Annotated in this window: 19 protein-coding genes and 1 tRNA gene; 13 read left to right on the forward strand and 7 right to left on the reverse strand. The window is 54.6% G+C overall.

Translation table 11 applies throughout. From position 1 onward, the window contains the following. The first annotated feature begins 191 nt into the window (after positions 1-191). On the forward strand, positions 192-3,713 hold the full coding sequence (locus MWU55_RS01215) for a calcium-binding protein (protein WP_348646201.1): 3,522 nt from the start codon (positions 192-194) through the stop codon (positions 3,711-3,713). Between the two features lie 96 nt (positions 3,714-3,809). Continuing rightward, on the forward strand, positions 3,810-4,631 hold the full coding sequence (locus MWU55_RS01220) for a DUF2793 domain-containing protein (RefSeq protein ID WP_246933878.1): 822 nt from the start codon (positions 3,810-3,812) through the stop codon (positions 4,629-4,631). A gap of 18 nt (positions 4,632-4,649) precedes the next feature. On the opposite strand, the gene MWU55_RS01225 is transcribed toward MWU55_RS01220, so the two are convergent. Continuing rightward, complete coding sequence (locus tag MWU55_RS01225; RefSeq protein WP_246933879.1) at positions 4,650-5,348, reverse strand: sugar transferase; 699 nt, start codon at positions 5,346-5,348, stop codon at positions 4,650-4,652. Further along, positions 5,341-6,675 carry a UDP-glucose/GDP-mannose dehydrogenase family protein gene (locus MWU55_RS01230; RefSeq protein WP_246933880.1) on the reverse strand — a complete coding sequence of 445 codons (1,335 nt, stop codon included), beginning with the start codon at positions 6,673-6,675 and terminating at the stop codon, positions 5,341-5,343. The genes MWU55_RS01225 and MWU55_RS01230 overlap by 8 nt, the downstream gene beginning before the upstream one ends. A 67-nt stretch (positions 6,676-6,742) precedes the next feature. On the opposite strand from MWU55_RS01230, the gene MWU55_RS01235 reads away from it, so the two are divergent. From MWU55_RS01235 to MWU55_RS01245, 3 genes are all read left to right on the forward strand, one after another. Beyond that, positions 6,743-7,483 carry a CAP domain-containing protein gene (locus MWU55_RS01235; protein ID WP_246933881.1) on the forward strand — a complete coding sequence of 247 codons (741 nt, stop codon included), beginning with the start codon at positions 6,743-6,745 and terminating at the stop codon, positions 7,481-7,483. A 158-nt stretch (positions 7,484-7,641) separates the two neighbouring features. Beyond that, a complete protein-coding gene (locus tag MWU55_RS01240) occupies positions 7,642-7,848 on the forward strand; it encodes a hypothetical protein (RefSeq protein ID WP_246933882.1) in 207 nt (68 codons plus the stop codon). Between the two features lie 141 nt (positions 7,849-7,989). Continuing rightward, positions 7,990-9,420 carry a mannose-1-phosphate guanylyltransferase/mannose-6-phosphate isomerase gene (locus MWU55_RS01245; protein ID WP_246933883.1) on the forward strand — a complete coding sequence of 477 codons (1,431 nt, stop codon included), beginning with the start codon at positions 7,990-7,992 and terminating at the stop codon, positions 9,418-9,420. Between the two features lie 18 nt (positions 9,421-9,438). Here MWU55_RS01245 and MWU55_RS01250 read toward each other — a convergent pair whose 3' ends face one another. After that, entirely contained in the window at positions 9,439-10,179 is a 741-nt protein-coding gene (locus MWU55_RS01250; protein ID WP_246933884.1) for a YjbF family lipoprotein, read from the reverse strand. Positions 10,180-10,181: 2 nt separating this feature from the next. After that, a complete protein-coding gene (locus MWU55_RS01255) occupies positions 10,182-12,305 on the reverse strand; it encodes a YjbH domain-containing protein (protein WP_246933885.1) in 2,124 nt (707 codons plus the stop codon). Between the two features lie 214 nt (positions 12,306-12,519). On the opposite strand from MWU55_RS01255, the gene MWU55_RS01260 reads away from it, so the two are divergent. From MWU55_RS01260 to MWU55_RS01270, 3 genes are all read left to right on the forward strand, one after another. Next, positions 12,520-13,677 (forward strand): acyl-CoA dehydrogenase family protein, encoded by a 1,158-nt coding sequence (locus MWU55_RS01260; RefSeq protein ID WP_246933886.1) that lies wholly within the window; start codon positions 12,520-12,522, stop codon positions 13,675-13,677. Between the two features lie 13 nt (positions 13,678-13,690). Further along, positions 13,691-14,770, forward strand: coding sequence for a CaiB/BaiF CoA-transferase family protein (locus MWU55_RS01265; RefSeq protein WP_246933887.1), 1,080 nt, complete (start codon positions 13,691-13,693; stop codon positions 14,768-14,770). A gap of 124 nt (positions 14,771-14,894) precedes the next feature. Next, positions 14,895-14,971 (forward strand) — tRNA-Arg (locus MWU55_RS01270). 458 nt (positions 14,972-15,429) lie between these two features. Here the strand turns inward: MWU55_RS01270 and MWU55_RS01275 are convergent. After that, positions 15,430-16,737 carry an aminotransferase class I/II-fold pyridoxal phosphate-dependent enzyme gene (locus tag MWU55_RS01275; protein WP_246933888.1) on the reverse strand — a complete coding sequence of 436 codons (1,308 nt, stop codon included), beginning with the start codon at positions 16,735-16,737 and terminating at the stop codon, positions 15,430-15,432. 96 nt (positions 16,738-16,833) lie between these two features. On the opposite strand from MWU55_RS01275, the gene MWU55_RS01280 reads away from it, so the two are divergent. Beyond that, positions 16,834-17,718 carry a LysR family transcriptional regulator gene (locus MWU55_RS01280; protein WP_246933889.1) on the forward strand — a complete coding sequence of 295 codons (885 nt, stop codon included), beginning with the start codon at positions 16,834-16,836 and terminating at the stop codon, positions 17,716-17,718. Positions 17,719-18,603: 885 nt separating this feature from the next. On the opposite strand, the gene MWU55_RS01285 is transcribed toward MWU55_RS01280, so the two are convergent. Further along, positions 18,604-19,479 (reverse strand): amidohydrolase family protein, encoded by an 876-nt coding sequence (locus MWU55_RS01285; RefSeq protein WP_246933890.1) that lies wholly within the window; start codon positions 19,477-19,479, stop codon positions 18,604-18,606. Then, a complete protein-coding gene (locus tag MWU55_RS01290; protein WP_246933891.1) occupies positions 19,476-20,516 on the reverse strand; it encodes an ester cyclase in 1,041 nt (346 codons plus the stop codon). The genes MWU55_RS01285 and MWU55_RS01290 overlap by 4 nt, the downstream gene beginning before the upstream one ends. 122 nt (positions 20,517-20,638) lie before the next feature. Between MWU55_RS01290 and ugpC the strand changes: the two genes are divergently transcribed. The 4 genes from ugpC (at position 20,639) to MWU55_RS01310 (ending at position 24,988) form a co-directional block, all read left to right on the forward strand. Next, positions 20,639-21,688: a sn-glycerol-3-phosphate ABC transporter ATP-binding protein UgpC gene (ugpC, locus tag MWU55_RS01295; RefSeq protein WP_246933892.1), complete on the forward strand. Its 1,050-nt coding sequence runs from the start codon at positions 20,639-20,641 to the stop codon at positions 21,686-21,688. Positions 21,689-21,768: 80 nt separating this feature from the next. Continuing rightward, entirely contained in the window at positions 21,769-22,995 is a 1,227-nt protein-coding gene (locus MWU55_RS01300; RefSeq protein ID WP_246933893.1) for an extracellular solute-binding protein, read from the forward strand. A gap of 81 nt (positions 22,996-23,076) precedes the next feature. After that, on the forward strand, positions 23,077-24,099 hold the full coding sequence (locus MWU55_RS01305; RefSeq protein WP_246933894.1) for a sugar ABC transporter permease: 1,023 nt from the start codon (positions 23,077-23,079) through the stop codon (positions 24,097-24,099). A 7-nt stretch (positions 24,100-24,106) separates the two neighbouring features. Further along, positions 24,107-24,988 (forward strand): carbohydrate ABC transporter permease, encoded by an 882-nt coding sequence (locus MWU55_RS01310; protein WP_246933895.1) that lies wholly within the window; start codon positions 24,107-24,109, stop codon positions 24,986-24,988. The last annotated feature ends 54 nt before the right edge of the window (positions 24,989-25,042 follow it).

Here is a 25,042-nt window from a genome sequence, read left to right on the forward strand (position 1 = left end):
AATTATGGCAACACGACGACACGGCACGGCCTTCAATTAGGCAAATTGATGCGCAGTTGTTAGGGAGTTCGTAAGATTCAATTGCTCACAATTCCTAAACAAATCCCTGACGGCAAATAATCAGTCGTTAACTCCCAGCCAACACACTTGAAGAGCGTTTTAACGCGTGGGTGAAATCGAGGGTGGTTGGGGTGACCATATTCAGTTTCGCTGGCACCAGTTCGGGTGTCAGTCAGTTATACGATTCCGGTATCACGGATCTTCAAGTTGTGTGGCAGGGTGGCCAAGCGCTCCTGATGTCGATCAGCGCATCCAGCAATGGTGCCATGATCTATGAGATCGGTTCGGGGGGGGCACTTTCGCTATCGGATCAGGTCGGGACCGGAGGGGGGGCGGTGTCGTCGTCCAATCCGGTGATTGAAGCAGTCGATCACAATGGTACAACCGTTCTTATGGCCTTTGGTCAAAGCGATTGGGCGATCAGTGGATTAACGCTTGAACCCAACGCGACACTATCCAATCCGGCATCTTATCAGTGGGGGCTGGGCGGCGTTGGATTGTTGACAGCTCTGCATGCCGAAGTGATCAACGACGCGACACATATCTACGCGGCAAGCATCACGGGAACCGGCTTCTGCCACTACACAATCAACAGCAGCAACGAATTCATCTTACAAGGAGACTTCAGTCAGCCGGGCTATCAAACAGAGCCGGATTTAGTTGACTTTGAGACCGTCGACCTTGGTGCAAACAAAGTCCTGATAACTGCCTCGTCTTCGGGGGATGGCGTCAGCAGTTACGTCTTGGATGCTAACGGCACCCCGACGCTTGTGTCAGAACACTCTGCCGATACGGTGTTGCCTGTGGGTACGCCGACCAAACTTGCAACTGGAGCCGTCGGGAACCAGAAATTTGTTGTCATGGCCAGCGCGGGCAGTTCGTCTTTGACGGTCTTGAAGGTCGAGTCGACCGGGGAGCTGACCCCCGTGGACCACGTGATCGACAACAAGTTCACCCGATTTTCTGACGTGACCGAGATGACGACCGTGCAGGTGGGAGATCGCCTTTACGTTATTGCCGGTGGCTCGGATGATGGACTTTCTCTGTTCACTTTGCTTCCAAACGGGAAGCTGGTCCATCTAGACACGGTCTGGGACACCAACAGCACCGCTCTACAAAACGTATCTGCTTTAGATGCCGCCGTTGTGGACGGGCAGATTGTGGTCTTTGCCACCAGTGAAACTGAAACCGGCATAACGCGCTTCACTGTCGATACAGAGCCTGCTGGGGTCACGCTGCAGGGCGGGATCTCAGCAGATACCCTGTCAGGCGGCAGCAACAGCGACTTAATCTTGGGCGGATATGGCGACGACACGTTGTCAGGTGGTGCAGGACGCGACATTTTGGAGGACGGCGCCGGTCAGGACACGATGACTGGGGGGGCCGGCGCGGATGTGTTTCGCCTGACCAGTGATGGAAATGTCGACACGATCACCGACTTCAACCCCGCGCAGGATACGTTAGATCTTAGCGGCTATCACATGCTGTATGATGCCAAGCAATTACAGATCACCTCGACAGGTTGGGGGGCCATCATCACCTACCGGGATGAGGTCCTACATGTTTCTCGTGGCGGGGGCGGATCGCTGGATGCCTCACATTTCAAGACCAAGGATACGTTGACGTTAGACCGGCCGCCAAGCGGGTTTGATTACTTCCCCGAAACCGTAAACGGCACAGCAAGCAACGACACAATCGAAGGCAGTGTAGGTTTTGACACGCTGCACGGGATGGCCGGCGACGATGTGTTGCTTTGGTCCGGCGGGGGAGATTTGTTTTACGGCGGCGCGGGTATCGATACCGTGTCCTATGCCGGTGCCACCGACTGCGTGGTCGTCAATCTTGCAACCGGCAAAACGGATCACGCTGCATTAGGCGAGCAATTCGATTCAATCGAGAACCTGACGGGCTCGGATTTCAATGATGTTCTGGTCGGGGACGCCGGAGACAACACTCTGGTTGGGGGGGCTGGGGATGACATTCTGTGTGGTGGCGCTGGTCAGGATTGGCTGGATGGCGGCGTTGGGTTGGACAGCGTGAGCTATGCCACCAGCGCACAGGGTATCACCATATCCCTTCAGGATGGTACAGGCGGCACGGGGGATGTTCTGATCAGCATCGAAGGTGTGGTCGGCAGTGCGCATGCTGATGATGTAACCGGAGATGATGGGGAGAACCGGCTTGCTGGAGGCGGCGGTGCCGACATCCTGAACGGTTTGGGGGACAATGATGAGCTGTTCGGCAATGATGGAAACGATACACTCATCGGCGGCGATGGAGACGATGTCTTGGACGGAGGGGATGGCGATGACTTTCTGATCGGTGGAAGCGGAGCGGATCATTTCATCGGCGGCGGCGGTATCGACACGGCTGACTTTTCATCAATGGGATCTGCCCTCACCATGGATCTTTTGACAGGGCTAAGAAAAGGATGGGCGATAGGAGACCAGTTTCATTCGATCGAAGTAATCGTTGCAACAGAATTTAAAGATAACTTGGGCGGATCGAATGACGCCGAAACCTTAGTTGGGAACGGAGGAGATGACACGATCCGCGCCAATGGCGGAGACGATACCGTTTTGGGTGGTGATGGGAATGACCGGCTCTGGGGTGGTACAGGGCATGATGTTGTATCAGGCGGTGATGGGAATGACTTGCTTTACGGTCAAAGCGGCAACGACCGGCTGATCGGCGGAGAAGGTGCGGACACTCTTCTTGGGGGCGGTGGCATCGACATTGCTGACTACCGCCACGAAATAGACGGCTTCATCTTCAACTTTGCCACCGGGTACCACACGGGGGCGGCGGCAAACGATACGTTTGATTCTATTGAAGGAGTTGCGGGCGGAAGAGGCGCAGACACCCTCATTGGGGCGGGAACAGATGATATTCTGGAAGGTGGAGGAGGACACGATCTGATCAACGGTGGCGATGGGGATGACACGTTGATCGGCGGGCATGGCCGTGACAAATTCATTGCCGGGAACGGCGCGGATTTGTTCGACGGCTCTGCAGGGGTCGATACGATTGACATGCGCGCCAACAGTTCGGCCGCGACTGTCGACCTGACGGCTGGAACTGGTGATGAAAGCATGGTGGGGGATCAATTCATCAACATCGAGAACCTGATTGGCACAAATTATGGCGACAGGTTTGTTGGTAATGGCTTCAACAATCGGTTGGTTGGACGAGCGGGTTCGGATACGTTGGCGGGTGCTAGTGGTAATGATGTGTTGTTAGGTGGCAATGGCGCTGATCAACTTACCGGCGGACGGGGAAATGACCGCATTTGGGGTAATAGTGGTCGCGATACACTTGCTGGCAGCGCTGGGCGCGATACTCTGCGCGGCGGGAACGGAAACGACATGTTGGACGGCGGCACTGGACGAGACACGCTGATTGGCGGAAAGGGGCGCGACACGTTTGTATTTAACAGCGGCGTCGATCGCATTCGAGATTTTCATCATCGTCACGACAAACTTCTTTTCGAAAATGACCTGTGGGGTGGTGGACGCAAATCCGTCAAGATGATCCTGAAGTTTGCTAAAATCCAAGGAAACAAAGCTGTTTTCGATTTTGGAGACGGCGATAAACTGATCATTGATGGGATCAGTAGCCTGACGCATTTGAAGGATAATATTGACTTCTACTAAGCGAAAATCGTGCCCAGCAACGTACGCTTGAGTTTGCTGCTGTTAATCAATTTCACCAATCACTCGGACGGGAACGACCATTTCGCGGAGATCCCCATGAGCCAATCAACAGTCCTGTCGCTACCCCTTATTCAACCTTCTCAGGCACAAAAACATGTGACCCATAACGAAGCCCTGCGGGTGCTGGATGTGCTGGTTCAGTTGAACGTGCGCAGTTCCGATGACACGTCCCCTCCTATCGCTGCCATGGATGGAGACCGCCATATTGTTTCCTCTGGCGCAACAGGTGATTGGGTTGGTCAGGACCATACCATCGCATTGCTTGAAAATGGCGTTTGGCTGTTCTTCGCCCCCCAAGAAGGCTGGCGCGCAGATGTGGCTGCAACCTCTTCCCAGATGCGCTTTGACGGAAGTGTTTGGGTTGAAGTTACGCCAGAGACCAACAACCTGAACATGGTTGGGATCAACACAAGTGCCGATGCCACCAACCGGCTTGCAGTCTCGTCTGAGGCGACGCTTCTGTCGCATGCCGGCGGCTCACATCAGTTGAAGATCAACAAGGCAGGTCTTAGCGACACTGGGTCACTTCTGTTTCAAGACAACTGGTCTGGGCGTGCGGAAATGGGGTTGGCGGGGAGCGACGACTTCTCGGTCAAAACAAGCCCGGACGGATCGACATGGAACAACACACTTGTCGCAACCGGGGACGGAGATGTGGGGATTGGCAAGACGCCGGATGCCAAGCTGGACGTGGATGGCGTAATGAAGCTGGCCCCAGTTCTAACCGCCAACTTGCCGACACCCGCAACCATTGGCGCAGGTGGGGTTGCATTCGTGTCAGACGCCACAGGAGGCGCGCAACTGGCTTATTGTGACGGGTCTTCATGGCTGAAAGTTGCTGATGGTACCGCACTGTAGCCGTTAGCAACCAGCGTTCTACTGCCCACGAATGCGGGCGGCGCGACGCCCGGGCAGCGGCAAGAGCTTTGCCGCTGTCAGGTACAGTACATACATATCCAGCATCGGCGATTTGTTCCGGTGATAGATCATGTCCAGATGCGCTTTTCGGGGAATGCAGCGCCGGATGTAGACCTCTTCCGATTCCTTTTGAGACTCGCATTCGGCCAGCATCTTTTCCTCATGCGAATGGAAAATGATCGAGGCTAAGCCCGTAATCCCGGGCCGATCCAAAAGCACCTGTTTGTAGATCTCTGGGCATTCGGCAACATAGCGTGGCTCTGGCGGGCGGGGGCCCACAAAGCTCATCTCGCCCTTCAAAACGTTCCACAGCTGCGGCAGCTCATCCAAGCGGTGGTTTCGCAAATAGCGACCAAGCTTGGTGATTCGACCTTTTTTGTGCCCACCGGTGATACCAACATTCTCATGCTCGGGTACGGTTCGCATCGTGCGGATTTTCATCAGGTCAAATTCCTGATCAAACGCTGTGTTGCGACGCGAGCGATAAATGAACGGGCGTCCATCCTTCACCAACACGACAACATACAGCACCGCAAGCGCGGGAATCACTGGCACCAAAAGCACAAGTGCCAACACAATGTCGAAAAGTCGTTTCAACTTTTGCCCGTTCCGTTCTTTGCCTGCCGCCTCCCAGTCTTGGAAGGTTGCCTCAGTCATTCCATTCTCCGGTGCCAAACCCGCGTCGACCAACGGCACTATAGGTCGTAAATCCTGCGCGCTCCGCATCCGATGGCGAATAGATGTTGCGCAGATCGGCCATTGCTGGTGTCCCCATGCACTCTGCCAGACGTTTCAAGTCAAGTGCCCGGAACTCGTTCCATTCGGTCAAAAGCACAACCGCATCCGCATTCTCGGCAGCCTTATACGCATCTTCGAACCAATGTGCACCCGGCAAAAGTGCTTCGCCTTCTGCAAGACCCTGAGGGTCCACCACGCGGACGGTCGCGCCACCACCGATCAAGGCTGGGACGATGGTCAGGCTGGGCGCGTCGCGCATGTCATCGGTGTTGGGCTTGAAGGTGACGCCAAGCACAGCAATGGTTTTGCCTGCTACAGCCCCCCCGCACATGTCGATAACCTTATCAATCATCCGACGCTTCGCATCTTCATTCACATTGATCACGGTTTCGGTGATCTGCATCGCCATACCGTTTTCCTGACCGATACGAGCAAGCGCCTTGGTGTCTTTCGGGAAGCAACTGCCGCCATAGCCCGGCCCTGCATGCAGGAACTTGTTTCCGATGCGGCCATCCAGCCCAATACCTTTGGAAACCTGTTTCACATCCGCATCCACGCGCTCACACAGCGCCGCGATCTCGTTCATGAAGGTGATCTTGGTCGCCAGGAAGGCGTTGGCCGCGTATTTGATCATTTCGGCACTTTCCAAATCAGTTGTGACGATCGGAAAGTCGCGCAGGAATAGGGGGCGATAAATGTCCGCCATAACCTCTGCAGCGCGGTCGCTTTCAACGCCAACCACCACACGATCCGGACGCATGAAGTCATCAATCGCGGCACCTTCACGCAGGAATTCTGGGTTCGAAGCCACATCAAATTCGAGGTTTGGGTTGGCCTTTGCAACAACCTCGGAAACCCGGCGGTTGGTGCCAACAGGGACAGTCGATTTGGTGACGATTACCGCATAGTGATCCAGCGAATCAGCAATTTCTTCGGCCGCGGCAAAGACATAAGTCAGGTCCGCATGCCCATCTCCGCGCCGTGTGGGCGTTCCAACAGCAATAAAGACGGCATCGGCATCTTTTACCGCTGCTTTTAGATCTTCGGTGAAGGTCAGACGGCCCGCCTGAACGTTTTTAGCCATCAAATCTTCTAGGCCGGGCTCGTAAATCGGAACCTTACCAGCCTCAAGCATCTGGATTTTGCGCGGATCTTTGTCGACGCACACAACCTCGTGCCCAAAATCAGAAAAACAAACACCCGATACAAGCCCAACGTAGCCCGTTCCAATCATCGCGATTTTCATCGGTCTTTTCTCTCATGTAATTAATAAATCAGTAGAACTTTGGTGCGGGAAACACCGCGTCAAGTCAATGGAAAGCGCCATATTATGGCCTGAAATTCGCCCTGCATTCCTCAATGACTCGCACAATGATTACATGCTAGACCATATCACACCACTTGAACCGGAGCCTGAAATGCTGCGCAAAATATTGCCCCTTGTTCTGACGGCCTGCTTAACCATTGTCGTGACGCCGAATTCCGCCCATGCAAAATGCGCGGTTCAGCGTGTGTCCGGAGAAGAAAAAATCATATCTTCCAAACGGTTAAACCAGGCAAAGTTGGATGCAGCAATCCTTGCACAGGTGAACTTTTATCGCTGCAAACATGGCCTTGCAAAGCTTGCACCAGCCAGTGGTCTACGGCGGCAAGCAAGCAAGCATTCGGTATGGATGGCGCGGTCCGGCAAGTTGAGCCACAAAGCCTCAGGTGGATCTTCAAGGACGCTCAGCAAACGCTTGAAGTCATCTGGGCTCAAGTACAAGACCGGCGCCGAAAATATCGGCGTCATGCGCCTGTACAATATCGACGGTCGTCGGTTCATGATTCGCTCTTCCGGAAAATGTGTATTTACCACCCCGTCCGGTAAGCCAATTGGGCGCCATAGCTATCGCAGTTTGGCGCAGCTCGCAGTGCGCGAATGGATGGAATCACCCGGCCATAGAAAGAACATTTTGCGCCGAAATCTGCGCCATACCGGTGCTGGCGCAGGGATTCGCCCCAATTCCCGACATTGTGGTGCGGTTTTCCTTACCCAGATATTTTCGGGCTGATCATGGGTATTGCAACACTGCCACAGGGGCAAAAACTTACCTATCATATGGGCGTTGATCCAAAAATCAGACTTCCAATGCAGTCACGAGTGTGCAAAACAATCATGGACGGCTCGCTAAACAAGCGGCGCCCGCTAATTAATTATGGAGTATGAGACATGAAAAAAGTCATGACCCTTGCCGCTGCTGGCATGTTCGCCCTGACCGCACCTGCTTTTGCTGGCGGTTACAGCGACCCGGTTGTTGAAGAAGAAGTAGTAGTAGTTGAAGAAGCTGCAAGCTCGCTGGGTAACACCGGTATGGCACTGCTGGGCCTGGCCCTGGTTGCTGGCATCATCGCTGCTTCGGATTCGTCGAGCGAATAAAAACGACTGCTTCGCAAGAAGCTTTCGTTTGAAACGGCAAGCCTTCGGGCTTGCCGTTTTTTGTTGGACAGGACATGATTCTATCAAGGCGTGTGTAGTACGTCTTGGGCTCAGGCATCATGCATCCGGAGAATCTCCAACGTGAAAAAGATTGTTCCGATTGTATTGGCAGGCGGGATCGGAACTCGGCTCTGGCCAATCTCGCGACAATCCTATCCCAAGCAGTTCAGAAAACTGGCCGGTGCGGATAGCCTGTTTCAAGACACCATCAAACGGTTTCAAGGTTCGGCGTATTTGCGCCCTATCGTTGTGACCAACGAGAACTACCGCTTCCACGTCGTTGAGCAGATGGGCGAGATCGCCAGCTTGCCGGAACAGATCTTTCTAGAACCTGTCGCGCGAAATACGGCCCCGGCAGTCCTGGCCGCAACCCTGTCAGCCTATGACAAGGATCCCGACGCAATATGCATTGTCACGCCAGCTGATCATTTACTGCCAGACCATGATCACTTCACGACCAGTGTTGTGATGGGGATGAAAGCTGTCGCTGATGGGCATCTGACCACATTTGGAATTACACCGGATCGGCCTGAAACCGGCTACGGCTATCTGGAACTTTCCAGCAAGCCCACACCCGACCAATGCACCATGCCGCTGAAAAGCTTTACCGAAAAACCCGATCCCGAAACTGCTGTGCAAATGCTCGCAGGGGGGCGTCACTTGTGGAACGCAGGGATATTCCTTTTCCGCGCGCGAGAAATGATCGATGCCTTCAAAGAACACGCACCCGACATGATCGCGCCAGTTCAATCGGCATTGGATAACAAAGAACGTGACTTGGGATTCACCCGGTTACCCAAAGGCGATTGGGAAAAACTGCCTGACGTTTCGATCGATTACGCAATCATGGAAAAACAGCGTGATCTTCACGTAGTTCCGTTTGGCGGGCGTTGGTCAGATCTGGGTGGGTGGCAGAGTATATGGCGTGAAGAACAGTCCGAGACCTCGAATGATGGAACGGTCACGCTGGGTGACAGCCATGCGGTGGATTGCACGTCATCTTTGTTGCTCGCCGATGATCCAGAGCAATTGCTGGTGGGACTGGGGCTTGAAAACATGATTGCCGTCGCAACCAAAGACGCTGTGCTGGTCGCGGACAAATGCCGATCAGCCGAGATTGGGGAGCTGGTAAAAGACCTGAGCAAGCTGGGCAAGGTGCAAGCAAAGACCATGCCGCGCGACTATCGCCCTTGGGGCTGGTTCGAGCGATTGGTCAGCAGACCCGGCTTTCAGGTCAAGATTATTACCGTGCATCCCGGTGGTGTGCTTTCTTTACAGTCGCACGAACATCGGTCTGAGCACTGGGTGGTTGTTGAAGGTTGTCCAACTGTTACGATTGGTCCGGACAGTTTCGACGTGCCCGCCAACCAATCCGTATATGTTCCCTTGGGCGCGCAGCATCGATTGGAAAACAACGGCACGCAAGATGTCGTTCTGATCGAAGTGCAAACCGGCGCTTATCTAGGCGAAGATGACATTACACGCTACGAAGACGCCTACGCGCGATCATAGCGCGTAGGCGAATGCCCGTTACATGCGCAAGTTTTGAATCGCTAGGCTGCCCATACGTTGCCCAACCCATTGGCTGGATTTCAACACGCGACCAGCCCCATCAACCCAATAGATGTTGGTGAAGGCGATATCGTTTTTGCGGCAGCTTTCTTTCATGATGACAGAGTTTGCATTGACCTCGCCAATTGCCACCTTTTCGGTGCCTGAACGGCGCAGCGAGCAGTTAAGTGTCAACTGACTGGTTTGACCCAAATCACCAAGATAGAAATGCTCGCGCGAATAATCCGCATCGCGTCGCGAAGTGATTGCCGAAATCGCAGTATCAACACGTGAAGACATCAGATCTTCACCCAATCCACGTGTGTTAGTCATCACACCACGCTTATAGGTGATCCCCTGCCCCGGCGCGCTGCCCCAGGTAACGTAGTCCCCGTTTCGGCCCACCGGGTTCATAGCAAGAACGGCGTTGGTATCAAGACGAACAACAATCGCAATCGGACCTTTTGTGGCCGAAAGCGCGTTAGCGATCAATGCATTTGGATCAGCTGCGGCAGCGGGTTGAGCGGCGGCGGCTTTTGTATTGCCACCTCCTCCGGATACCTTGGACGTGATCTTCTTGCCGGTCTGTTTCAAGAAACCAGCCGTCGCTTTCGAAAGCGCGATTTCGTCATTGTCAGATCCACATGCTGTAAGACCTGCAACCGCAAACATAACCAAAGCTGCCGCGCGAAGCGGCGATTTCAGATTAAAACCCAGCACTGTTACCTCCAGAACTTGCCCCAGCGGCCAGCATAGGCATCGCCGTGACCTTCTTCCACCCAATCAAACAGGCGTCCATCGACATTCAGGCGCGCACCACCATCACGTTCAAGAGACCGCAGTTCTGCAGCTGATTCATTTTTCGATGGTGTGCCCAGCGCCCACTCAAATGGGATCGAGATGCGGATCCCTTTGTCGAATGAGCCTTCGCCGAAATCTTCGGCCGAAACATTGGTCTTGGTGAAATAACCACCAACTTTCCAGCCATTCGCAAAGGTCCGGTCGACCGAGAATGTCGCCCCGTAATCCCCTGCAAGATATCGGCCAGCGTCAACGCGGGTCGAGAAGCCATTGCCGAAGTCATAGTAGGCGGACACGTGCCCCGTCACGACATCGTAGTCGCGGAAACCAAACAGCTGATCATAGTCACGTTGTTTAACCCAAGCGACTTCGGCACCGACAGCTAATGGACTATCAACTGGTTTCCAAAGCACTTCTGCAGAAACACCGCCAAACATCTTCTCCAGGTAACCAACGGTCACACGGCTATAGAGGTTCTTACCCGGGCGCTCGTACCACGACGCGGTCAGATGCTCGATCGCAGGGTCACCCTGCTGAGCATACAGCGCCCCATCGGTCCGTACGTGCGGCAGGACAGATGTATCGAGGTGTTGGTCATCATCCAAATTGCCCCAGATGCTTTTCTGAATGGCGCCAGACAGGATGATGTTCGGGGCCAGTTCATATTTCGCACTGAGGCGCAGACCAAAGTCTCCGCGTACCGGGCTGGAAGGATCAAAGAAGCTGATCGCCATGTAGGGTGCCAGCGCCCAAGTAAACCGCGTGTCGTAATTCGGAAGATCCGAGTTCTTCAGCGAATTCGGATCAGCCTCGTCAATTGTTACACGCTCGTAAATGTCGATTGCGGGTGCGTGTTCCAGCTTTTCAATGTCACTGCGGCGCATTGTGACCGTGGACAATGGAATACCGTTTTGCGTGAGCGTGATTTTGAAGCTCTCGACCGATGGCGGCAGGGCATGTGTTAGCACGCGCGCAGTACGTCCAATGGCCTGCGGTTGCGAGTTGTAACGTTTGTTGTCGATTTTCAGCTCGGCACGTGTTGCACCCAGCGAAAGCGATTTCAGACGAATGCCCTCTTTGCCAAGTGCATCAGCAACCACTTTGCGAATGCTTGCCTGATCCTCGGGCGTCGACACCCAATCGGTGCTCCATGCAGCGGAATTTGCTCGCGCCGGACGCGGCTTGACGGGAAGTGGTGCCTTTTCATTACCCGAACGCGCCTGCGGGTTGCGCGGGTTCAGGCGAATGGTCAAACCAGCGCCAAACATGCTGCCCGCGACGTAAGATGCATTCAGGTGGAAGGCCGGTGACAGTTCATAGTCGATGCCGAAGTTGAAGGGCGAGTTATACTCCATCGTCCCGCGCTCGGTTTCACGCACGAAGGCATCTGACGAGTATTCGGCCTTGAAGGTTAGCTTGTCATTGACCTTGTAGCTCAGACCGGCAAACGGGGCGAAATCCCCGCGAAACCACTGGCCGAAGTTCAGATTGCCACCCTGTCCGAAATCCCAATCGGGCCGTACATCCCCGATCCGGCCGATCGGATTGTGCGAGGCCAAACGCCCCCAACCCAAACCACCGTGCACCCGCAGCTTGTCACCAATGCCCTTTGTTGCGACGACATACTCCCCCGAGTAAATTCCGGTGCCGATAAAATCACGGATGCCAACCGATACGGCCGGCAGGTATTTCGATTCATTCAGGACGCGATATTGCAGGTCAAAACTGCGATCAAAGAAATCCTGACCGCGCAGAGGACCGCTGTTCCAGTAGTTATCCAGTTTGGTATATCGGAAACTGCCCGATAAGCGGGGCAGGATCTGAAAGGTCAGTGTGCCATTCGCGTTTGGGCCGAATTGCGAATAGGAAAACGCCAATTCGCTGTCTTGCGCTACCTCGGCGGTTGGCATCAGGATCAAGCCCGGCGTACCGAACAGCGTGTAGCTTGAAGTCTCGGTTCCGACTTGCGCCATCGCTGGTGTCGCTGTTGTGCCCAGCAATCCAAGCAGCGCATATTTGAGATAATCCACCCGTGCAGTAGTCACCGCAGTCTCCGTCTAAAGTCTTTTTCCAATCTCAATACGTGATCCGCGCAAGCAACGCACGCAAAACATACCCGCATCGGCGGTTTGTGGGGCATTGTCGCGTAAATGCACACGTTCCCTTGCGTCGGCTTAACCCGTGTAACGCCACGTTACCAGTCCGATTACACTAAGACCCGCGTATAGTTCAAAAAAACACTCAAAATCGGAGCCCAAAATGACCCTGTTTTCGCCTTCGGCCAGCTGGATTAGCGACGAACACCGCATGTTTGCTGACATGACTAATCGTTTCTTTGCAGACGAGCTTAGCCCCAACATAGAACGCTGGGTCGATCAGGGTATTGTGGATCGCGATTTTTGGCGCACAGCTGGTCAAGCAGGCATCATGGGGGGCGCCACGCCCGAAGAGTTCGGCGGCGCCGGCGGAGACATGGGCTTTGAAAGCGTTGTAATCTATGAACAAACCCGCACTGGGGATTGTGGATGGGGATATGGCATCCAGTCAATCGTGACCCACTACATCACCGCTTACGGCACAGAAGAACAGAAAGCCCGCTGGCTGCCAGGACTTGCGTCAGGTGACATCGTAGGCGCGATTGCCATGACCGAGCCGGGTACAGGCTCTGATCTGCAGGCGGTAAAAACGCGGGCCGAGAAAGATGGGAACCAGTACAAGATCAATGGCTCCAAGATCTTCATCACCAACGGCCAAGCGGCGGATCTGATCATCTCGGTTTGCAAGACCGATCCGAACGCGGGATCGAAAGGTATCTCGCTGATCGTTGTTGAACCCGATCAGTGCGAGGGATTTCAGCGCGGTAAGAACCTGAAAAAGCTGGGCATGAAAGCCAACGACACGTCCGAGCTTTTTTACGAAGACGTAAAGGTTCCACTGACCAACCTTCTGGGCAGTGAAGAGGGGCAAGGCTTCTACCAACTGATGAAGCAGCTTCCGTGGGAGCGGCTTTTGATTGCTATTCAGGCGTTGGGCGCAATTGACTTCGCCCTGGAGCAAACTATCGCTTACACGCAAGAGCGCAAAGCCTTTGGCCAGCGCGTGATGGATTTTCAAAACACCCGTTTCAAGCTGGCCGAATGCAAAACCAAGGCAGAGGTGCTGCGCAGCTTCGTCAATGATTGCATCGCGCAGCTTATCGAAGGGACGCTTGATGCTCCGACCGCCTCCATGGCGAAATACTGGGGCAGCGAAGTGCAAAACGAGATTATGCACGAATGCCTGCAACTGTTCGGTGGGTACGGCTATATGACCGAATACCCGATCGCGCGTCTCTATGCGGACGCACGAGTGCAGATGATTTATGGTGGCACGAACGAGATTATGAAAGAGTTGATCGCACGTTCGATCGACACCTAATACGGAGCCCTTAATGCGCCCGCTCGATGGATTGAAAGTTGTAGAAATACAGGGGCTTGGCCCGACTCCATTTGCCGCCATGTGGTTGGCTGATATGGGGGCGGATGTGGTGCGCATCCAACGTCCGAACCTTAAACCCCTCATCCCTCAAACGGCGGATGTTCTGAACCGCGGAAGGGGTTATGTCGAACTGGACCTCAAGGACAACGCGGACCTGAAGCACGCCCATGATCTGATCACGCGCGCAGATATGCTGATCGAAGGCATGCGCCCCGGGGTGATGGAGCGTCTGGGGCTAGGACCAAAGGATTTCCCCGAAAATCCCGCATTGATCTATGGTCGCATGACCGGCTGGGGCCAAACCGGTCCGCTGGCGCAATCTGCAGGGCACGATATCAACTACATCGCGATCACCGGGGCGCTTCATGCCATCGGTGGCGCTCATCCGGTTCCGCCCCTTAACCTGCTTGGCGATTTCGGCGGGGGCGGCATGTATCTGGTCGCAGGGATGCTGGCTGCGTTGCACGCTGCAAAAACAACTGGAAAGGGTCAGGTGGTAGATGCCGCCATTACGGACGGCACCGCGCATCTGATGGCTATGATCTATTCGCTCTACGGGTCAGGGATCTGGGCGGATGAACGCGAGGCCAACCTGCTGGATGGTGGCGCGCCCTTCTATGCAGTCTATGAATGCGCCTGTGGTGGCCACATGTCTGTCGGTGCGCTTGAGGCGAAATTCTATGCCGAGCTTCTGGAGCGCATCGGGCTGGCAGACGCCGGCCTTCCTGAACAACACGACGTTCCCGCGTGGCCAATCCTGCGCGAGAAGTTCAGCACCAAGTTCAAGGAAAAAACCCGCGATGAGTGGGCCGAGATCCTTGAAGGAACGGATGCCTGCTGCGCGCCTGTCTTGTCATTGGCAGAGGCCCCAAATCACCCACATAATGCAGCGCGAGACAGCTTTACCAAGCTGAACGGCGTGACCCAGCCCTCCCCCGCCCCTCAGCTTTCTGAACACACGGAAGATGCCCAAGCTGGTTGTGATCAGATCCCGCAGAACCTTCATGGCATACTGAACCGCTGGGCGCGCTGACCCTTTCAAGACCACCGTAAAAATCGGCTCCGCCGGTCAGGTCCATAAGGTCGAAAAATTCGAAAAAAGGTCGACTTTCGCCCTTGCAAACCCCCGTCGGGCCAGTTACATCCCCGCCTACCGCGCTCTGGTAGCTCAGCTGGATAGAGTACCTGACTACGAATCAGGGGGTCGGGGGTTCGAATCCTCCCCAGAGCGCCACTTTCTTCTTGTTGAATGTCATACGAACCTGACCCAAGTGTCATAACGTGACCCAATTCCCGTTTTTGCCCGTGTGGCCTGTTGCGTTGATCTGACCTCCCTTTCGGAAAATCAGGGCTGATTAGCAGGTCAGACGGCGAAGCCGCCTGTTCCTGCTGATCTGCTACGTGGCGAACGCGGGAGGGGGCGAGGCAATGCTATTCGACAGGGGTGGTGCGGCCCGCAGGCGCAGCCGAGGACACGGCCCTGTCTAATAGGGTTGCCCGAGGGGGAGGGCAGCGCCCTCACCCTGACGGCCAGGGGCGTTTGGTTTGTCCAAAACCCGCTGGCCCACGAAATGAAAGCGGCGGGGCCATCAGCCCCGCCACCATTGCGGTCATTCGTTTTTGGAGATTGAAATCACCGGATGCGGGACAAAGCAGCCCTTTCCGAGGCACAATCGAACGACCGCTTGCCCGTTAGTGGGCAAAACACATTTTACTGAACGTTCGCCGCCAGTCTGCGACTTCGCTTGCCATACTAGGCTCCGTCAGGCCGCGTTTTATCAACTGGGCCAATCGGTCTGCATCGCCGGCCGTCATACCCCAGCGGACCAATTCAGGTGTACCAATTCTAAGACCGTTCATATCACCTTCTACAGCGCCGATGGGAAGCCCGATGCCACAGGCCAGAAAACCGTTCTTGCGTAGGGTCTTGGAGGCCGCTTGACCACCACCATAGACAGATGCCTCTACTGCAAACTGATGTGAGTTGGTGAAGCCGCTAGCACCAGCGAATACTGGCACGCCAATGTCGTTCAATGACGAGGCCAGGTTCTTGGACAGGGCAATCATCTCCTGCGCATAGGCCTCGCCATAGTCTCTCCAATCCAACATGGTCACAGCCAGAGCTGCCGTTTTGGCCGCATCGAAGTTGGCCGTCATTCCGGGAAACGCGATGGTATCGAGTGCTTTGGCTATGTCGGCATCATTGGTGACGATCAAACCACCAGCCGGACCGCCGAGGCTCTTGTAAGTGCTCATCGTCATGAAATGTGCGCCTTCAGCAAGCGGATTGGACCATGCTTTGCCCGCAATGATCCCGCATTGATGAGCCGCATCAAACATGACTTTTGCACCGATCTGATCCGCGATTGCTCGCACCTCGGCCACTGGATGCTCAAACAGGTTCAAACTGCCACCGATTGTAATGAGCTTTGGGCGTTCGGATAGCGCCAATGTGCGAAGCTGATCCAAATCGACAGTGTAGCCATCGGCATTCACCGGGGCATCAATGGTGTGCACACCGAAAAGCCCTGCGCATCCCGCTTGGTGATGCGTGACATGCCCGCCGATTGATGCAGGCGGCGCGATGATTGTGTCGCCTGCCTTACAAGTCGCCATGAAACCATAAAGGTTGGCCAACGCCCCTGACGGCACCCGAACTTCGGCAAACTGCGCTTCAAACACTTCGGCACACAACTGAGCGGAAACAACCTCGATCTCTTCAATTGCTTCCAGACCCATTTCATATTTGTCGCCAGGATACCCCAATGACGGGCGCGAGCCGATGCCAGAGGACAAAAGCGCTTCGGCCTTGGGGTTCATCACATTGGTGGCTGGGTTGAGGTTGAAGCACTCTTCCTCGTGTATCACGCGGTTCTGTTCGGCAAGACTTTCAATTCGCGATAGAAGGTCAACAGATGACATTCTAGACGCCTTGCTTACAATGTTCTGTACCCGTGTTTCGCAGTTACTGGGCACCCAGTCTCTTTTCATGAGCGTCATCGAACATCCTCCATTTTCGGTAGTGTGCATTTGATTGAGGTGACAGCGCAAAACAGAAATGCTATTTCTTGGCATAGAAAAACTAAGGCTACACCCATGAGCGTTGCGCCCAAGCGCCCCAAAGGACCTCCTCTGAATGCAATGCGGGCATTTGAAGCCGCAGCAAGACATGTAAGTTTTGTTGCCGCAGCAGAAGAATTGAACGTTTCGGCTGGTGCGATTTCGCAGCACGTTAAGACGCTCGAAGGCTGGGCCGGCACGCCCTTGTTTCGCCGCAACGCTCAGGGCGTCACGCTGACCTCCGCGGGGGCTGACCTGTTGCCGATGTTCACCGTTGCCTTCGACGAGTTGGCAGACGCAACCCATGCACTACGCAACCTTAGGCCGGATACAGATTTTCACATTGCTGCCCTTCCGGCGCTCGCCCAGCTTTGGCTGCCAAGGCGACTTGCGCGCGTCAGGACACTTTTCCCGCAGATCAATTTCTCCGTCACAGCGATGGAAACTCCGCCCAGCCTGTCGCGTGAACTGTTCGATCTGTCACTATTCATTGGCGTGCCCGAGCCAGCAGAAAACCAAATCTCCATTTGTCGGGACGAAATTGTCCCTGTGTGCGCGCCATCGGTTCTGACAAGCTTTGAGGATTTCAATCACTGTGCATTGTTGCACGATCAGGTCTGGATCGATGATTGGCGACTATGGTCAGAAACTGTTGGAGTGAAGCTACACAGCCCTCAAAAAGGTGCACATTTTTCGCTGTATAGCCTCGCAGTTGAGGAGACAAAGGCGGGCGCCGGCATACTGATGGGACATCTGCCATTGATTGAAGAAGCTTTGGCGTCCGGCACGCTGGTGAGGGCGGACGAACGTTCCTGTACAACAGGCCGCTTCATCCTAATGAACCTTCCGCATACCTCTCGACAACGCTCTGAAACCCGACAGATTGCCTTGGCATTATCCGAAGAAGTCAACCGAAGCTGACATTTGTGCAAAGCGCAGCATCGGGCACTTTGGGCTCGCACCCGGCTTTCGCGGCACACACAACGAACGGCTGCATTATCATATTAGGTCAGAAATGCTTGACGTTTGGGTCAGAATTGAATGACGCGCTATGCTGAAATGATTCAGAAAATCCCGCGCATAGAGTCAAAGTTTCGCGACGTTCCACACTTCTTCCGCCGCTTCAGGACAGTTGCTGCCGATTTGATCTTGCCCTCGGTCAAGTGTGCAACGGTTGATCCATATTCAGAAAACGATTTTGCCGTCTGTTCCGAGCGCTTAGAGAGATGCGCCCGCATCGTTTGTGCCATATCACCGACTGTCTGATATCCGTTTCGTAGGTAGATGTTGCCGCAATGCTCGCAAAAGACTTCGTAAAACCGTGCATCGAGTTCCGTGTACTGTTCAAAATCGACTGGAGTAGCGCCTTCGTACGCATGTTCCTTTGAATTGATACTGACTTTAGTGATGAGGCTTAAGTTGAGTTGGTGCTCATGAATTGGCCTTCGCAACACTCAGATATGCTCATTCAATCAAGTTTAGTCTCGTCCGCCGCATTCTCCCAAACGCTCGCATGCCGATTGATGTAAATCAGTTTGCGCATACCAAAGAGCTCTGGGCCATTTTCCGGTCGGATGAAAGCTGGCCTTCTTGCCGGTCAACCATATGGCTGGAGTGGTGCGTATTTCTGCCCTTAGAGCTTCTTGCAGCATTTAAGAACTGAGTTCCTTGCGGTCGATAGGGTCAGCGCAGCATCCTTTGTAGTGTAGATGGCTCAAGACCTTCAAGGATCGGCCCTAAGCTGACGTTTGTCGGCACATGTTGATGCTGCAGCGCGGTCGGCTTGAAAGAAGCCAATTCCTGCTTTTAGGTCTCTGTAAATAAGTAGAAATGCCTGGCCGTGTTCCTGAATACCGTATCGTGGTTTGAAGGCGAAACAAGTCGACGATAGGAGTCAGCAACAGACCCATAATCCGAGTAAAGCTTATCCACCGGGAAGTTTGAGCCAAACATGCTGCGCTCAGGGCCGAATTGGTTCAGGCAAGTTTCCACGATTGGGCGAATACTCTCGTTCGTCCAGTTGTGATCAAACATCCCCAGCCCGGACAGTTTGCAAAACACCTGTGGCAGCGCCGAGAGGTGCTCTAATTTCACCCCCCAATTGGCCAACCTTTCGGCTGAGCGGTCATGCGGGGACCCTGCGTGGCAGAGAGCGACCTTCGTATCGGGCGCACGTTCTAGAACTTGTGCCGTTTTCCTCATCAGTTCAGGGATAAGCTGCAAGTCGAAGCTTAAACCGCGTGCGCCAGCTTCTCGCAAACCTTCGACAAGCTTTGGGTTGTTCAAAAGGTCGTTCGTTCCGGTCGTCGCATCCTCTTCCGGCGCACGGCCAACAATCTGGCGCACACCAACAACGGTAGATAGGCTTTGAAATGCATCCAGCTGCTTGTTCAGGTCCGGCGCGGTGAGATCACAGAACACCACTTGTTTCAAAGGCCAGTCCGGGTTTGCATCGGCAACAGATTGAACCCAACGCGCTTCTTCCAAGCCATCTTCGGCGCCGACTTGAATGTGCACTGAACCTGTGAAGCCGTGGGGGGCTGCATCTGCACGAAATTCATCCAGCAAGTAGTCCCGTTGGATGGGCGCCGGGTCCCCAAAAAACCGCCTAACGCCTTTTGCCATCAGCCACGGGTAGTGCACCGCTTTCAGATCCCAAAGATGGTGGTGTGCGTCAATCATGGCGTGGCTCCGCGGGCACCGGTTTCGTGGCCTGCTGCAATATTGGTCGTGCGGGCAAGGATGTCGATGCCCTGCATGTTCCAGAAATGCAGCAGGTCAATGAAGATCCAGTTTTCGGCCAGCTTGTCTCCGTCGCGGCGGTAGATATCAATCACCCGAAATTCGGCTGGTGTTTGGGTCGCTGGCATACCCATGAACCCGCCTGTTGGCGTCGCCATGAAATTCGGCCATCCGAAAAAGCCGCCAAAACTACCTTCGGCCAATCGCGCAATATGTTGGGTTCTTGTGCGATCGGTCAGCCCGGCGCGAAATGGGCCGGAATGCTGTTTGGCGTAACGCTCGATTGTGTAAGTGGCTCCGATTCCTGCAGGCCCCCACCAGATCATGCCCTCTGACCAGGTTTGGCGAAGTTCATCTTCAAGGCTAAGTTCACTGTCCCATTGCCCAAGATCACGGATCATCTGTTGGATAATGTCCAGCGTTTTACGTCCTTCTTCGGGATCCTGCGCATCGAACATCAAACCATCATGGGTCATCGGCCCAGGCTGTACCAGATGGGCAGCAGTTTGAGGTGGAAACGGTTCAAGGCCTGCTTGCATCATCAGATGTGGAATATCGAAATACATCGCGGTCTCGGAGATCTCGCCATTTTCGACGCGGTGAAACTCACAATAGCGTAGCATGGCGATTTTGCCTGTCGGTGGGATGCCAAGCCAAGGTTTATCAAACAACCCCATCAGATGACCCATCGAGACCACCCAAACACCGCCCTGACCTTCGATCGTGTTTTGTCCGGCCATGAACACATCCATGCGCCGCTGCATGCTGGAAAGCGCTGTTTTCAGGGGCGACCAGAACTGGTCCGCGACTTCTTTCGCACACCGAATCTCGTGAAAGGGGTGAAAGCCGCGCCATAGGTAATCGTCCGCGACATACTGTTCCTGCACCGAGTGCATTTCGGCCTTCGTCGCCGCATCAAACTGGGCATAGTAATCTCTAACAAATTGTTTTTCTTTCTGAAAAGAAGCGTTTTTCATGTGGGACTAAGCCTTGCCTGAGTCGTTTTTGCATACGTTTGCAAAAATACCTTGCCAAAGCGCCGGAGTGGAGTCTAGCCTTTTGCAAACGTATGCAAAACGATTCCGCCCGGGGAGGAACCATGGCCGAAATTCAACTGCGCAATCTTTCCAAGCGCTGGGGCAGTTTTGTTGGCGTCGACAATTTCGACCTGACGATTGCCGATAAAGAGTTTCTTGTTCTGCTCGGACCTTCAGGGTGCGGCAAAACCACGACAATGCGGATGATCGCGGGATTGGAGGATGTGACCGAAGGGGATATTCTGGTTGATGGTGAGCGCGTCAACGACCTTGAGCCTAAAGATCGTGATGTGGCGATGGTGTTCCAAAGCTACGCGCTTTACCCAAACATGAACGTCTATGAGAACATCCGCTTTCCGCTGAAAGTACGGGGCATCGATCCTGCCACGCATGACGAAAAAGTTCGACGCGCCAGCGCAATGGTTGAGCTGGATGAGTTCTTACATCGCAAGCCCGCTGAACTGTCTGGCGGCCAACGCCAGCGAGTGGCTTTGGCTCGCGCAATTGTACGTGAGCCCAATGTGTTCTTGATGGATGAACCCCTATCGAACCTCGATGCCAAGCTGCGTGTCTCGACCCGCGCGCAGATCAAGAACCTCAGCCACGAGCTGGCTGTGACCACGATCTATGTGACCCATGACCAGATCGAAGCGATGACATTGGCCGACCGCGTTGTTGTGATGAAACAAGGCGTGGTTCAGCAAGTCGGCAGCCCGACCGAAATCTATGACGCCCCCGCAAATGCTTTTGTCGCAAGCTTCATCGGCAGTCCGGCTATGAACCTTGTGGAAGGTGAATTACAGGGCGGCGTATTCCGCGCAAAGAACACCGAGATCTCGGGGCTGAACGGGCCAGATGGCAAAGTCACGCTTGGCTTCCGGGCGGAGGATGCCGAGGTCGTTGAAAGCGGCGGCGAGATCAACGCCCCGATCTATACAATGGAGCTTTTGGGGGACGCCACGATGGTGTCAGTCCGCATCAGCGGCGCCTTGGTCAGCGTGAAAGCAGACAAGACCTTCCGCGCGGAAATCGACGACGCTGTATCCATCCGTGTCCACAAAGATCACTGCCACCTGTTCGATACAGAAACAGGGGCGCGTATCGAAGGTTAAACCTTCGCAACTTCCCGCAGAGCGGGGCAATCGGGTGCAGGCTTCGAAGGTGCATCCAACCAAACAGGGAGAGAGACGATATGTTTCTGAAACACGCAGCATTGGCCAGTGCATTGGCCTTGATGGCCGGAACGGCAATGGCAGATTGCCAGATCTCCGGCAATGTCAGCATTGTTGGCAACGAATTTCCGGCCATTCACACAGTCGCAAATGGTGCCGCGCAATGTGCCGGCGGCGAGGTGAAATCGAATCTGACCGCCGATCACCAAAAGATCAACGTTGCAGGCATGCAGGGCAACCCGGCTGAGTACTCGACAGCCATTATCGCTAACTCGTCGGTTGTTGCCCTGATGAACGAGGATGTGATCCGTCCGCTCGACGATCTTGTCGCCGAATACGGACAGGACATCCCGAAAAACCAGCTGATCACCATCGGTGGCAAAGTCATGGCTGTTGCCTTCATGGCAAACGCCCAGACGCTCGCCTATCGTAAGGACGTGCTGGAAGAAATCGGCGTTGACGTTCCAAAAACCTATGAAGACGTTTTGGCTGCCGCTGAGAAAATCCGTGCCGCTGGCATCAGCCAGTATCCCGTTGGTGGCGCTTACGCCGCTGGCTGGAACCTCGCCGAGGAATTCGTGAACATGTATGTCGGCCACGGTGGTGAGTTCTTCAAACCCGGCTCTGCAGAAGTTGCAATCAACAATGAACAAGGTGTTGCCGCGCTTGAGATGATGAAAGCGCTGACCGCGTACATGAACCCCGATTTCCTGACCCATGACAGCAACGCCACCGGCGCCGAGATGGAAGCAGGCAACGTTATGTTGATGAACATGTGGGGCTCGCGCATGGGCAACCTGATGGATGAGGAAGGCGCTGAAGAGCAGGTCTACTCTAACATCACCGTTGGTGCGCCGTTGACCGTTGGTGGTGGTTCGACCCCGGCATCGACCCTGTGGTGGGACGGCTGGACTGTCGCCAAGAACATCTCAGACGAAGATGCTGTTGCCACGTTCCTCGCGATGAAGCACGGCACAAGCCCTGCCATTCTGAACGACGAAACGATGAGCCAGGCCGTCTGGATGATTGAAGGCTACACGCCTGCGCCAGTAAATGACGGCGTATTCGCAGCCATCGAAATGGGCACCCAGTCCTACCCGATGCTGCCTTACCAGGGCTTGCTGCATACAGCTTTGGGCGACAACTTGGCAGACTTCCTGTTGGGCAAAGAATCGGCTGAACAAGCACTCGCCGACGCGGAAGCCGCGTATACAGCCGCCGCAAAAGAAAAAGGTTTCCTTCAGTAAGGAAACTCAACTGGTCCGGGGCAACACTGTTTGCCCCGGACAATCCCTCGCATCAACAGACAACCCCGAGGCACCTGGACAATGAAACATAGATCGTTCTTTTGGTTTGTTCTTCCGTCAGCCTTGGCGATGTTGTTGTTTATCTTCTTTCCAATCATTTCGGTGATTGTTCAGTCCTTCCATGTCGAGCATGAACAGGTCATCAAAACTGTTGAAACCTGCGACCTGTTTGGGTGCAAAGAATCCACGACCATTGACCAAGAGGCCACGGCGGCTTTGAAAGAAGCAAAGCCTTTGGGCCAGTTTGCTGGGTTTAAAACCTATCTCGACCGCAATCACCTCGCCACAAGCGAAGTCAGCGCGACCTGGAACAGAACCAACAGCTGGCGTGATTTCGGGGCGCAAATGCTGAACCTGCCCTTCTATAAGGCAATTGGGTTCACCCTGACCTTCACGTTTGTTGTCACACCGCTGGTCATCATCCTTGGATTTGTCATTGCCGTGGCAGTCAACAGCGCGGCCAAACGGCTGCGTGGCGTACTGATCTTCTTCTCGCTACTTCCCATGATGATCACGCCGCTTGTTGGCGCATTGATCCTGTTCTGGATGGTTGATGCACGTGGGATCATCGGAACTACGCTGCAGTATCTGGCAGGCGATCCGGATCTATCTGTCAAAGCGTCAACGCCGCTGATGTGGATCATGCTGATGGTCTATGGCGTTTGGCATGCTGCCCCTTTTGCCTTCATCGTCTATTACGCGGGTCTTCAGACGGTCAGTCAGGACACGCTCGAGGCTGCACGCGTCGATGGGGCCAACCGCTGGCTGCAAATACGGCACGTCATTATCCCTCATTTGCTGCCCCTTACGACCTTCATCGCGCTGATGCAGCTGATGGATAATTTCAGAGTCTTTGAGCCGATCGTCAGTTTTGCTGCCAACGCACACGCAACGTCGCTAAGTTGGGCGATCTACAACGACCTAGGTGGAGAAACCCGACAGCTTTCGTCTGCGGCTGCGACCTCGGTTCTGACAATTCTTGGTGTGGCCATTCTGTTGTCACCAGTCCTCGTGCGCACATGGCGCGAATTCGATCGGAAGTAGGTGAAATATGTCTAGCAAATTGAAACGCCAACCCCCTGCCATTTCGCTTCTGGTCTTTACCGTTCTGGCCATCTGGATGATCCTAGCCGCCTTTCCGTTCCTTTGGACGCTATGGGGGTCTTTCAAGGTCGAAGGCGACTTCTTCTCTAAGGCCGACTGGGCCAACGCCATCAAGGGTACCCTGACGCAGGCCGAAACCGGCGGCAGCTTTACCGGCGACGGCTACTATGGGGCATGGGTTCAGGAAGAGTTCTGGCGCGCGGCGTTGAACTCCGTGATCGTCTGCATTTTCGTGGTTTCGATTTCTTTGACCCTTGGCACACTTGGCGGATACGCACTGGCACGTTCCACCTATCGCTACGCGTTCTGGTTCTTGCTGGCAGCCCTGATTTTCCGCGCCATGCCGCCAATCACGCTGGTTTCAGGATATTTGCCGGTGTTTTTCCAATGGAACCTTTGGGGTCACACCGCGACAACGATCATCGTCCTGGTTGCCATCAATCAACCCTTCACGCTGTGGATGCTGCATTCGTTCTTTAAAAACATTCCGGCCGAGCTGGACGAAAGCGCGATGGTTGATGGCTGCACCCGCTTTCAGGCGTTTCGCAACGTGATCATTCCGGTGATGTGGCCGGGAGTGATCACCACAGGACTGTTTTCATTCCTTCTGGCCTACAACGACTTTGCGGTCACGGCGATGCTGCTGTCGAAAGAAAACCAAACCATGATCCCAAAGATCAACAGCTTCCTTGGCACCACTCAGACCAAGGGCAATGTGATGTTCGCGGTCTCTGCTGTTGTCTCGGTGACAGCGCCTTTATTCCTGATGGTTTTGTTCTTCCAGCGCCAGATTGTTGGTGGCTTGACCGCCGGCGCGGTCAAAGGGTGACGCGGTGGGGCGCTGCAACCCTCAATCGGTCCATGCCCATGCGCGCAGTGCTGG

Source organism: Aliiroseovarius sp. F20344, assembly GCF_023016155.1.
In the GTDB taxonomy this organism is placed as follows: Bacteria; Pseudomonadota; Alphaproteobacteria; order Rhodobacterales; family Rhodobacteraceae; genus Aliiroseovarius.

What these genes read in the sequence shown, in the direction of transcription:
- MWU55_RS01280 (WP_246933889.1), top strand. Translation starts at nt 16,834, where the DNA reads ATGAGCGTTGCGCCCAAGCGCCCCAAAGGACCTCCTCTGAATGCAATG.
- MWU55_RS01275 (WP_246933888.1), bottom strand. Translation starts at nt 16,737, where the DNA reads ATGACGCTCATGAAAAGAGACTGGGTGCCCAGTAACTGCGAAACACGG.
- MWU55_RS01225 (WP_246933879.1), bottom strand. Translation starts at nt 5,348, where the DNA reads ATGACTGAGGCAACCTTCCAAGACTGGGAGGCGGCAGGCAAAGAACGG.
- MWU55_RS01305 (WP_246933894.1), top strand. Translation starts at nt 23,077, where the DNA reads ATGAAACATAGATCGTTCTTTTGGTTTGTTCTTCCGTCAGCCTTGGCG.
- MWU55_RS01310 (WP_246933895.1), top strand. Translation starts at nt 24,107, where the DNA reads ATGTCTAGCAAATTGAAACGCCAACCCCCTGCCATTTCGCTTCTGGTC.
- MWU55_RS01290 (WP_246933891.1), bottom strand. Translation starts at nt 20,516, where the DNA reads ATGAAAAACGCTTCTTTTCAGAAAGAAAAACAATTTGTTAGAGATTAC.
- MWU55_RS01220 (WP_246933878.1), top strand. Translation starts at nt 3,810, where the DNA reads ATGAGCCAATCAACAGTCCTGTCGCTACCCCTTATTCAACCTTCTCAG.
- MWU55_RS01265 (WP_246933887.1), top strand. Translation starts at nt 13,691, where the DNA reads ATGCGCCCGCTCGATGGATTGAAAGTTGTAGAAATACAGGGGCTTGGC.
- MWU55_RS01235 (WP_246933881.1), top strand. Translation starts at nt 6,743, where the DNA reads ATGGAAAGCGCCATATTATGGCCTGAAATTCGCCCTGCATTCCTCAAT.
- MWU55_RS01230 (WP_246933880.1), bottom strand. Translation starts at nt 6,675, where the DNA reads ATGAAAATCGCGATGATTGGAACGGGCTACGTTGGGCTTGTATCGGGT.
- MWU55_RS01285 (WP_246933890.1), bottom strand. Translation starts at nt 19,479, where the DNA reads ATGATTGACGCACACCACCATCTTTGGGATCTGAAAGCGGTGCACTAC.
- ugpC (WP_246933892.1), top strand. Translation starts at nt 20,639, where the DNA reads ATGGCCGAAATTCAACTGCGCAATCTTTCCAAGCGCTGGGGCAGTTTT.
- MWU55_RS01260 (WP_246933886.1), top strand. Translation starts at nt 12,520, where the DNA reads ATGACCCTGTTTTCGCCTTCGGCCAGCTGGATTAGCGACGAACACCGC.
- MWU55_RS01240 (WP_246933882.1), top strand. Translation starts at nt 7,642, where the DNA reads ATGAAAAAAGTCATGACCCTTGCCGCTGCTGGCATGTTCGCCCTGACC.
- MWU55_RS01300 (WP_246933893.1), top strand. Translation starts at nt 21,769, where the DNA reads ATGTTTCTGAAACACGCAGCATTGGCCAGTGCATTGGCCTTGATGGCC.